This is a genomic window from Pseudochrobactrum saccharolyticum (assembly GCF_008801715.1).
GTDB classification, from domain to species: Bacteria; Pseudomonadota; Alphaproteobacteria; order Rhizobiales; family Rhizobiaceae; genus Pseudochrobactrum; species Pseudochrobactrum saccharolyticum.
Map to the genome: position 1 here is coordinate 130,012 of NZ_VZPG01000002.1, position 11,142 is coordinate 141,153.

Annotated in this window: 7 protein-coding genes; 3 read left to right on the forward strand and 4 right to left on the reverse strand. The window is 51.5% G+C overall.

From position 1 onward, the window contains the following. Positions 1 to 30 precede the first annotated feature (30 nt). Both F7P81_RS07210 and F7P81_RS17030 read right to left on the reverse strand, forming a co-directional pair. Positions 31 to 3,006 (reverse strand): ribonuclease E/G, encoded by a 2,976-nt coding sequence (locus tag F7P81_RS07210; protein WP_151159049.1) that lies wholly within the window; start codon positions 3,004 to 3,006, stop codon positions 31 to 33. Between the two features lie 1,026 nt (positions 3,007 to 4,032). Continuing rightward, the gene (locus F7P81_RS17030) at positions 4,033 to 4,287 is read right to left on the reverse strand and encodes a hypothetical protein (protein WP_170265222.1); all 255 of its coding nucleotides are present in this window, start codon (positions 4,285 to 4,287) and stop codon (positions 4,033 to 4,035) included. Between F7P81_RS17030 and F7P81_RS07215 the strand changes: the two genes are divergently transcribed. From F7P81_RS07215 to prfB, 3 genes are all read left to right on the forward strand, one after another. Then, a complete protein-coding gene (locus tag F7P81_RS07215; protein WP_151159050.1) occupies positions 4,170 to 5,444 on the forward strand; it encodes an N-acetylmuramoyl-L-alanine amidase in 1,275 nt (424 codons plus the stop codon). The two genes, F7P81_RS17030 and F7P81_RS07215, sit on opposite strands and share 118 nt — an antisense overlap. A 381-nt stretch (positions 5,445 to 5,825) precedes the next feature. Next, positions 5,826 to 8,294 carry a penicillin-binding protein 1A gene (locus F7P81_RS07220; RefSeq protein WP_022711452.1) on the forward strand — a complete coding sequence of 823 codons (2,469 nt, stop codon included), beginning with the start codon at positions 5,826 to 5,828 and terminating at the stop codon, positions 8,292 to 8,294. A 232-nt stretch (positions 8,295 to 8,526) separates the two neighbouring features. Further along, a protein-coding gene (prfB, locus tag F7P81_RS07225; RefSeq protein ID WP_116087919.1) for a peptide chain release factor 2 occupies positions 8,527 to 9,655 on the forward strand; the annotation gives its coding sequence in 2 pieces (ribosomal slippage) (positions 8,527 to 8,595 and positions 8,597 to 9,655; 1,128 coding nt in all). A gap of 67 nt (positions 9,656 to 9,722) precedes the next feature. Here the strand turns inward: prfB and F7P81_RS07230 are convergent. Together F7P81_RS07230 and bcp are read right to left on the reverse strand one after the other, a co-directional pair. Then, positions 9,723 to 10,082 carry a hypothetical protein gene (locus tag F7P81_RS07230; protein ID WP_151159051.1) on the reverse strand — a complete coding sequence of 120 codons (360 nt, stop codon included), beginning with the start codon at positions 10,080 to 10,082 and terminating at the stop codon, positions 9,723 to 9,725. A gap of 356 nt (positions 10,083 to 10,438) precedes the next feature. Continuing rightward, positions 10,439 to 10,936 carry a thioredoxin-dependent thiol peroxidase gene (gene bcp / locus F7P81_RS07235; RefSeq protein ID WP_075654888.1) on the reverse strand — a complete coding sequence of 166 codons (498 nt, stop codon included), beginning with the start codon at positions 10,934 to 10,936 and terminating at the stop codon, positions 10,439 to 10,441. Positions 10,937 to 11,142: the final 206 nt, after the last annotated feature.

Consider the following 11,142-nt stretch of genomic DNA (forward strand, 5'->3'; position numbering starts at 1 on the left):
TTTATATTCTATGGGTTTTATCGGCAGGGCTTAAAAGAAGCCTTTTTTCTGCCACCAACCGCCGCGTTTTGGCTGCTCTGCCGGTTCTTCCTGCTTTTCAGCCTGACTGATCTGCGAGGTCACAACCGGCTTGGATGCTTCCTGTGTGCTGCTGCGTTTACGGGCAGGCTTTTCTACTTGCTGTTCCGCAGCTGGTTCTGCCACTTCAGTCACAATAACGGCTTCAGCAACTTCAGCCTGTGTTTCTGCAACCGGTTCCGCTGCTTTTTTAGCGCGCGGCTTGCGGGCAGGCTTAGCAGGTTTTTCTGCAGCTTTTTTGCGTGTGGTTTTGGCCGGAGCCTCATCACTCACAGTTTCAGCTTCCGCAACCACTGCTTCTGCAACAACCGGTTCACCGGCAGGTTCTGTCACTTCAGTCACAGTTTCCGCAGCGGTTTCAGCCGTTGCTTTTGCACCGCGTGGCTTCGCAGGGCGTTTACGGGCAGGTTTTGCTGTCTTCTTCTCGGACTTTGCCTCAGTCTGCGGGGCTGCTTCAGTCTTGGCCGGAGCATCCTGTGTCAGGGCCGCAGCCGGAGCCGCTGATTTCACCTGTGGGTTAAAGCCCACGAATTCCGGTGAAGGCAGAGGAGCCGCAGCTTTTTTCACAGCCTGTTTATAGGCAGTCAGACGGGTGACAGCTTCATCGCGGCTGAAGCCGACAAATTCCACCGCAGGCATGCGGTTGTCATTGTCATATTCACCACGACGGTTTTTACGTCCGCCACGACGGCCACGACGACGCTTCTTGCGACGGTCTTCTTCCGACTGGGAAGGTGCGTCATCTGCGTCTGCATCATCGCCTTCATCTTCATCCGAAGCGGCTTCGCCCTGTGTTTCCGAATTATCGCGTTCACGGGCACCGCGACGACGACGGCGGCGACGGCTGCGCTTGCGGTCGTCATTATTATCGTCGCGTGCGTTATCTTCATCGCCTGATGTTGCTTCAGTTTCCGCATCATCTTCCACATCGATGATTTCCGGATCATTTTCCTCATCATAAGGCATGAACTGGATTGTCTGCGGAACCGGATTAACAGGACCGGCAGCCGGTGTGCCCTTATCAATCGCCAGATGCTGATGACCAACGGTTTCATCAATCTGCAGTTCAATTGTCAGGCCGAAACGGCTTTCCATTTCTGCAAGCAGGTGGCGCTTGTGGTTCAGCACATAAAGTGCTGTGGCCTGCGGTGCGCGAACAGTAATATTGTTCTGCGAATTGCGCTGCAGGAATTCTTCAATCGAGCGGATGACATAAAGCGCCATTGAGGAATCCGAGCGGATCAGACCTGTGCCTGCGCAATGCGGGCAAGGCTGCATGGTGCTTTCGAGAACCGATGCACGGATACGCTGACGCGACATTTCCAGAAGACCGAAATGCGAAATACGGCCAACCTGAATACGGGCGCGATCATCTTTCAGGCAATCTTTCATGCGTTTTTCAACGGCACGATTGTTGCGCTTTTCTTCCATATCAATGAAGTCAACCACAACCAGACCGGCAAGGTCGCGCAGACGCAGCTGGCGCGCAACTTCTTCTGCGGCTTCCAGATTGGTCTGCAATGCAGTTTCTTCAATTGAATTTTCACGGGTTGAACGGCCGGAGTTGACGTCAACCGCTACCAGAGCTTCAGTCTGGTTGATGATGATATAGCCGCCGGATTTCAGCGTGACCTGCGGATGCAGCATCCGGTCAAGCTGGGCTTCAATACCGTTGCGAGCAAAAATCGGCGTGGTTTCACGGTAAGGCTGGACGACGCGCGCATGGGTCGGCATCAGCATCCGCATGAAATCTTTGGCTTCGCGGTAACCGGCTTCACCGGCAACCAGAATATCCGTGATATCCTTGTTATAAAGATCGCGGATCGAACGCTTGATGAGATTGCCTTCTTCATAGACGAGGGCAGGTGCCTGCGACTGCATGGTCAGCTGGCGGACATTATCCCACATGCGCATCAGATATTCATAGTCACGACGCACTTCTGCTTTGGTGCGGTTGGCACCGGCTGTACGCAGGATCACACCCATGCCCTGCGGCACTTCGAGTTCCTTGACGATATCTTTCAGGCGCTTGCGATCCTGAATATTGGTGATTTTGCGTGAAATACCGCCACCGCGTGCAGTATTCGGCATCAGTACAGAATAACGGCCTGCCAGCGACAGATAGGTTGTGAGAGCTGCGCCTTTATTGCCGCGCTCTTCTTTAACCACCTGCACCAGAATAATCTGGCGGCGCTTGATAACTTCCTGAATCTTGTAGTGCTTGCGATGCGCACGGTTGCTGCCCGGCAGTTCTTCCATTGCATCTTCAGCGCCGACCGATTCAACCTGATCATCTTCATCATCGTGATCGTCATCGTCGTCACTGTCTGATGCGTGCTGTTTGCGCGGAGCTTTTTCACGGATTACCGGCTGGTCGGAAGAAGCAGCCATGACGGATGCATTATCATCCGCATCGTCATTTGCCTGTTCCTGAGCGGCATTGAGCAATGCCTGTGCATAGGCTTCCTGCGCTTCAACGGCGAAATCACCGACAAATTCAGGTGCCGGTACAGCCGGTGCCGCAGCATGATCTCTGCTGTTGTTATGTTGACGGTGACGACCGGAGCCGCGACGGTCATTGTGACCGCGGCGATTGCGGCGTGGTGCTTCTTCACGCTCTTCATCATCTTCATCACGTGCTGCACGGGCTTCTGCTTCCAGCAGCGCTTTACGGTCAGCTTCCGGAATCTGGTAATAGTCCGGATGAATTTCGGAAAAGGCGAGGAAGCCATGGCGGTTGCCGCCATATTCCACAAAAGCAGCCTGCAATGACGGCTCAACGCGGGTTACGCGTGCCAGATATACATTGCCTTTTAACTGCTTCTTATGCTCAGATTCAAAATCGAATTCTTCGATCTTGTTACCGCGCACCACTACGACGCGCGTTTCCTCCGGGTGGGAGGCATCGATAAGCATTTTGTTCGACATAAGTGTTTTTCCTTCCGGCGGAAAAACGCAAATCAAGAGGAACCGGAGACGCTTCGGGAGCGCCGGTTCGTATATATTCGCGGTTGCCGGATAAATTAAGGTTCGCCGGAACGCAGAGTACAGTCTTCACGCGCTGATGCCTTGCGGCAATCGCGATTTTCAGGCTGGCAATGGTCAAGTCTGCGTGACCCATAGCGGTTCCGATCGAAACGACCTCGAAAGACCTGATAAACAGGCCGATTATAGTGCCGCATAAATCCCAAAGGATAAAATATGCAGCAATTCAAAAGTGTTACGGCATTGTAAACTGCGTTTCTTACAACGCGTGATGCCGCAGATAACAGATTGCCGATTATGATTTCTCACATAGTCCGCAGTCTTTATGAGCAGTGGCCGGGGGAACCGTGCCAGTGCTGAATCCTTGTTCAGTTACGCTGAGCCGCCGGATAATCTTTCAAATGAGAGTTATCACAAACGGCCGTTCTGCAGTTTTCTGACGGTTGTAACGTCAGGTTCTGAGCTGATCTGCCACGATAAGAGCCTGTCCGCGGGTGTTAACCGGACGCTGGACAGAGAATGATTCCGATGGCGGATCTGTAACCTGATAATGCTTTTAGGACCTGATCGCCCCTCTGACAAGCAGAATATAATAATGCGTCACACTCCGTTCAAACTAATCAGGCATGAATTTTATAATTTCGACATTTATCTCAATGTTTTAGAATGATTTTCTGATGTCGCTGACACGGGATTTAAGTGAAGATACGGCGGGCGGAATCTAAGCCGGCTTTATTTCATGCGTGATTTGTGCACGCAGCTTTGTCAGTTGCCGGTTGCGACGGGAAATGGCATTGAAATTTTGTAATCATGAATGCCGGATGCAGAGACAGATTTGATGAAACTTGCAAAGGCTTCATTAACGATAAAGCTCTAGCATATCTGTGTTACGGGCGGTTGCAGCATCCGGTAAGAGCGGGTGAGGCGGTGTGGTTTTTCTGAAACAGGAGAAATGAAACTGCTCAGACGTCACCGAACTGCCGCAAAGGCAATCATAATGCCCGAGCACGGGTGGGTGTTCGTAAATGCTGATTTGCGGGCAGGGGATTGCAAACTATGTGCAGGATCTGAACGAATCTCAGCTTTGCAATAATTTGATCGAGACGATGTTTTTACGAATTCTGACAGCCAATCTTTTTTCTTTAAAACCGGCTTTTCGCAAGTTTTTGCGGCGGCAAGCGCTGCTTTCGGCTTTTGTGGCAATAATACCGATAAATTCTGCATTTGCAGCGCAGGGCGGTAAGTCTGAACTCTCTGCACTGACCTTCAAAATGGCCGGTGATGATCTGCGCAGCCGTATCGTGGTTATGTTTGACAATGAGCCGAATGTAGAGACGCATCTTCTGGAGCGCCCGCATCGCCTTGTGATCGATCTGCCGGAAACCAGTTTCGGTTTTGACAAGGAATCACTGACGCCGCGCGGTCTGATTTCTGAAGTGCGCTACGGACTGATTGCGCAGACGCGGTCGCGATTGATTCTCAATGCCAAAGGGCCTTTCAAAGTTGAAAAGCTGGAAGTTGTAAAAAACGAATCTTCGTCCGGCTATCGTATGGTGGCCGATATTGTCGCCAGTTCTGACCGTGAATTTGCACAGGCTCTTGCCGATCAGAAAGTGACTACGGCCTCATTAAATGCGGACACTGGCGGGGCATCTCCTGCCATCAGCGATACGCTTGGTTCAAGCCACCAGTTTACTGTGATGATTGATCCCGGACATGGCGGCATCGACAGCGGCGCGGAAAGTGTGAGCGGCACATTGGAAAAGAATGTGACGCTTGCTTTCGGGCGCGAGCTTCGTGATGAACTCATGAAGAACAAGAATATCAATGTTCTCATGACCCGTGAGGATGATACTTTCCTGCGGCTCGGAGAGCGGGTGCGTCTGGCGCGCCAGCATGAGGCGGATCTGTTTATCTCGCTTCATGCCGATACGATCCGTCATAAGGATATCCGTGGTGCAACGGTCTATACATTGTCTGACAAGGCATCGGATGATGTGGCCAGAGCTATGGCAGAGCGCGAGAATAATTCTGATGCCAGTGCGGGTATTTACAGTGAAGAAGCGCCGGTCGTTCATGATATTCTCATGGAGCTGACCCAGCGTGAAACCCATTCTTTTTCGCTGAATTTTGCTGACGGGCTGGTTAAATCTCTGCAGGGCAAGGTTAATCTGATTAATAATCCTCATCGTTTTGCCGGATTTCAGGTGTTGCGTGCACCGGATGTTCCTTCGGTTCTCGTCGAAATAGGCTACTTGTCGAATAAAGACGATGAAAAACTGCTGAAAGATGCTTCATGGCGCAAACGTGCGGTGGAGCGGATTTCCCATGCAGTGGATAAATATTATACGTTGCGCAACAATGTTCAGGCGCAGCCGTAAATTCTGTGAGGGCTGCGTCAAAAGCGTCACAGAAATGAATAAAGAGTTAAAAACAGTAAATTCATCTTGTCTTTGACGTATTTGCTGTTCACTACCACGCTGTTGGTCTGGTTTAACACCGGATCAGGGTTCAGGTCAGGGCTCAGAGATGAATGGCTTGGAAGGGTTCATCAGGTTGAAAACAATTTTACGCTGCAAAGCCTGCTAAAATTGCCTGTGAATTTTTACCGGAGCGGATTACGTCCAAATTGGATCGCGGCATTCGTTCTGGATTCTTTAGTAGCCGCATTATCACGGTCGTCAAATTGATCCAATTTGACTGTGAAATGCTCTAAGTTAATGATATGTAGCAGATAATCTGAAACGGACACCGGATAAAATATGGTACGGCTCATCGGATATTTTTTCGGCATCGGAACGGTGCTGATGCTGATCGTAGCGGGAGGCGTTGCCTTCTATGTCGGCAGCATAAGCAAGGACTTGCCGGATTATGAAGTGCTGGCCAAATATGAGCCGCCGGTAACAACGCGCGTGCATGCCGCAGACGGTAGTCTGATGGCGGAATATTACAAAGAACGCCGCATGTTCTTGCCGATTCAGGCGGTTCCTGATCGCGTGAAAGCAGCCTTTGTTTCAGCGGAAGACAAGAGTTTTTATCAGCATCACGGGCTGGATTATCTCGGCCTTACCCGTGCTGTGTCCACCAATATTGTCAACAAGCTGACCGGTAATGACCGCCGCCCTGTGGGCGCGTCGACCATCACGCAGCAGGTTGCTAAAAATATGCTGCTCACTTCCGAGCAGACTTATGACCGTAAAATCAAGGAAGCAATTGTTGCGCTGCGTATGGAGCGTACTTTCAGCAAAGACCAGATTCTTGAGCTTTATCTCAATGAAATGTTTTTCGGTATGGGCGCTTACGGTATTGCCGGTGCTGCGCTGACCTATTTCGACAAGTCGGTCAATGAACTGACCATCAGCGAATCTGCTTATCTTGCAGCACTCCTCAAAGGCCCTGCCAATTATCATCCGTATCGTTATGCCCAGCGCGCGATTGAACGCCGCAACTGGGTGATCGATCGTATGCAGGAGAACGGCTATATTTCTGTTGAGGATGCAAAAGAAGCCAAGGAAACACCGCTGGGTGTGAAGCCGCATAATGCGGATGGCCGTCTGTTTGCCAGTGAATATTTTGCTGAAGAAGTGCGTCGTCAGATTGTAACCCGATACGGCAATGCTTCGCTGCTTGAAGGCGGGCTTTCCGTGCGCACAACGCTTGATCCGCAATTGCAGGTCATGGCGCGTAAAACATTGCATAACGGTTTCATCCGTTATGATGAGGCGCAAGGCTATCGCGGCCCTGTCAAACATCTCAATCTGAGCACAGACTGGGGTCAGGAACTGGGTGAAGTTGCCGGTCTGACCGACGTGCCGGAATGGCATCTGGCTGTTGTGTTGGACGCCACACCGGATGCGCTGGAAATCGGATTGCAGCCGGCCCGTGATCCGTCCGGCAAGATCAGTGAAGAACGGGCGACCGGCCGCGTTGCCGCTGCGGATATGAAATGGGCGATGCGCATGAATATCGGCGGCAAGCGCTCGACAGCGAAATCACCGGCAGGTGTGCTTGAGGTCGGCGATGTGATTTATGTGGAGAAAAAAGGCGAGGGCAGCGATGCTTACCGTCTGCGTCAAGTGCCGAAAATCTCCGGTGCGCTGGTTGCCATGGATCCGCATACCGGCCGCGTGCTGTCTATGGTTGGCGGCTTCTCCTATGCGCAGTCGGAGTTTAACCGCGCCACGCAGGCCTATCGCCAGCCGGGTTCGGCCTTCAAACCGTTTGTTTATGCGGCAGCGCTGGATAATGGCTATACACCGGCATCCGTGGTGCTTGACGGCCCGATCTCTGTCGATCAGGGCGGTTCGCTCGGCGTCTGGAGCCCGAAAAACTATTCCGGCAAATTCTCCGGCCCTTCAACCCTGCGCTATGGTATCGAACAGTCCCGTAACCTGATGACTGTGCGTCTGGCACAAGATATGGGCATGAAGACCGTTGCGGAATATGCAGAGCGTTTCGGTGTTTATGACAAGATGATGCCGGTGCTTTCCATGTCGCTTGGTGCCGGTGAAACCACTGTGCTGCGCATGGTCACCGGCTATTCGATCATGGCCAATGGCGGACGGTCGATCACACCTTCAATGATTGACCGCGTGCAGGATCGTTACGGCAAGACTATTTTCAAGCATGATATGCGTCAGTGCCAGAATTGTAATGCGGAAGAGTGGAACAATCAGGAAGAGCCTGAGCTGGTTGACGAGCGCGATCAGGTGCTCGACCCGATGACCGCCTATCAGATTACATCGATGATGGAAGGTGTTGTTCAGCGCGGTACTGCACGTATGCTGCTGAGCCTGAACCGTCCGATTGCCGGTAAAACCGGTACGACAAATGACGAAAAAGATGCGTGGTTTGTCGGTTTCACGCCGGATATGGTTGTCGGTCTGTATCTTGGTATGGATCAGCCCGCACCGCTCGGCCGCGGCGGTACAGGTTCCGGCCTTGCTGTGCCGGTGTTCAAGGATTTCATGACCGTGGCAATGCAGGGAGCGCCGAAAGTGGACTTCCGTGTGCCTGAAGGCATGACCATGATTGCAATCAACCGCCGCACCGGTATGCGTGCAACGCCGGGTGGCCCTGATGTGATTATGGAAGCCTTTAAACCGGGGACAGGCCCAGCCGACAGCTATTCTGTGATCGGTGCCGACAGCTTCCAGGAAGGCTCGCCGGTGCAGCCGCAATCGCCGCAGGCGAATAAGGCAATTAATTCCGGATCTGGCGGTCTTTATTAAGCCTGCCCTGAGCCTGAAATATTGACAGGCTTAAACACAATCAGCATACAGGACTATAGAGCGGTTATTTTTCCTAAGCAGGAAAACCGCTCTATATCTTTATATTAACGCAGTTTCGGACGAAAAACCGGTTTCCACTTTTTCTGAAACTGCTTGTAGCGCCTGTATGCTTTTGTATTTAAAGCTCAGGTTTGACTGCGAAATTATTAAGACTGACAAAGGAGCCGCAGCTATGCGTGCCGAGATTGAGAACTTGGTTGACGAAATCAAGCAGGCCATAAGCCTGCTGAGGAGGCATCTTTGACTGGGATCAGTCACTGAAGAAACTCGAATATCTGAACAGCCGCGCTGAAGATCCGACCCTGTGGAATGATCCGCAGGAAGCACAGAAGCTGATGCGTGAACGCCAGCAGCTGGATGACAGCATTAACAGTATTCTGGCGCTGACCCGTTCGCTCGATGACAATATCGAGCTGATCGCGATGGGTGAAGAAGAGGGCGATAAGTCCATCATCACCGATGCGGAAAACGGTATTCGCGAGATCAAGGCGGAACTCGACAAGCGTCAGATTGAAATGCTGCTCAGCGGTGAAGCTGACGGCAATGATGCTTATCTGGAAGTTCATGCCGGTGCCGGTGGTACGGAAAGTCAGGACTGGGCGTCCATTCTGCTGCGCATGTATTCGCGCTGGGGTGAGCGCGACGGCCGTAAGGTGGAAGTTCTGGAAGTTCAGGCAGGGGAAGAAGCGGGTATTAAATCCGCAACCATCCTCGTGAAAGGCCATAACAGCTACGGTATGTTGAAAACGGAATCAGGCGTGCATCGTCTGGTGCGTATTTCGCCGTTTGACTCCAATGCCCGCCGCCACACATCCTTTGCCAGTATCTGGGTCTATCCGGTGATCGACGACAATATTGAAGTCGAAGTATCGGAATCCGATGTTCGTATTGATACTTACCGCGCCTCCGGTGCCGGTGGTCAGCACGTTAACACCACAGATTCGGCGGTTCGTATTACGCATATTGCCACCGGTATTGTGGTGCAGTGTCAGACCCAGCGTTCACAGCATAAAAACCGTGAACAGGCCTGGTCGATGCTCCGTGCACGTCTTTACGAAGAAGAGCTGAAGAAGCGTGAAGAAGCCGCCAATGAGGTGAATTCTTCCAAGACAGATATCGGCTGGGGACACCAGATCCGCTCTTATGTCATGCAGCCTTATCAGCTGGTCAAAGACCTGCGCACCGGTGTTGAAAGCACAAGTCCGGACGATGTACTGGATGGTGATCTGGATGAGTTTATGGAAGCTGCTCTGGCGCAGCGCGTACACGGCAAGGATGCCGATGTACAGGATATTGACTGATCTGAGTTGATTAAATGAAAAAAGCCGCCGGTGAGATGGTCTTACCGGCGGCTTTTTTTATGATCGGTTATTTCGGAACCGGGCCGGTGATGAAGGGATCAATTCCGGCAAAACTGGCAGCGGTGTTCAGATCAACAGCACCTTCGTGGAACCTGGCATCATAAATCTGATCCGGCAGTGGCGGCATCGGCTGAGCGGCGACACTCTTTTCAGATTTCAGCATGGTCAGGGATGTGTCAGGCAGCGGAGCCTGAGCCGGCAGAACAGACGCAGCCAAAGCACCGGCAACCAGCACACCTGCACTCACACCATAGCCGATGAGACCGGCAAGCAGAAAATTGCCTGCGCGGGACGGCAAACGCAGTCGCGCAACCGATGCGGAGAGTGGTGAGAGATAACGGGTCATGATCTTACCTGTGACTGACATAGTCTTATCCCGTAAAGCCTGCTGTTCGTTCTGCTTTTCATCAAAGAAAAGCAGCTCTGTGATATTATCTCAGACAGATTTGCGGGTTTTGTATGGCAGAATAAGCTGCCTTTACTGCCTCGCAAGTACCGTCTGAGCAGATCACTTGCAGAGCGGTTCTAGTAAAGTTGAAGCGTAGAACCGCTCTGTCTTATCTTTATTTCGCATTATCCAACGCAAAACCGGTTCCCACTTTTGCTGGAAATGCTGCAACTATAACAAACTGTGCGGACGGGTAAAACTATTCTGGACTGTTGCGCAGATCATACACCGTAACAGAGTTAATAAAGGGTTTCCGTGCCGTATATTTTCGGTCTTCAACCGAGTTTACGGGCGGCTTCAAGCACAGCCTCGGCATGACCGGCAACTTTTACCTTGCGCCAGACCTGTGCGATTTTTCCGTCTTTGCCGATCAGGAAGGTGGAGCGCTCAATGCCCATATATTTACGACCATACATGCTCTTTTCTACCCAGACACCATAAGCATTGCTCAGAGCTTTTTCTTCATCAGCAAGAAGCTCAATGGTAAGATCATGTTTATCGATAAATTTGTCATGCTTGCGTACGCTGTCAGGGGATACGCCGATAATGCTGACATTGATGGCATTAAATTCCGGTTTCAATGCGCTGAAGTCAATTGCCTCGCGGGTGCAGCCGCTGGTGTCGTCTTTCGGATAAAAATACAGCACATAGGCTTTACCCTGAAGAGCAGCAGATGAGAGCATGTCATCACCGTTTTTAGGCAGGGAAAATGCCGGAGCCGGATCACCTGCCTGCAAAGCAATTGCGGCAACATTATCTGTCGGGTTGGTCATAAGTGCGCCTTTCTTCATCCTTATGGGAGCAAGGACTGAGCGTGTTACGTTTCATCTGATCCGCGATACTGCTCTGCCTGTTATTCATGTGAATGGTTGAGGATGTGTTCTACAATGATTCTACACGAGGATTAATGTTGTGCCGGATAATAGAAAAACTCAAAGCATCCGGTGTCATTTTCCCGGGGGTAGGTGATTTGATTTAT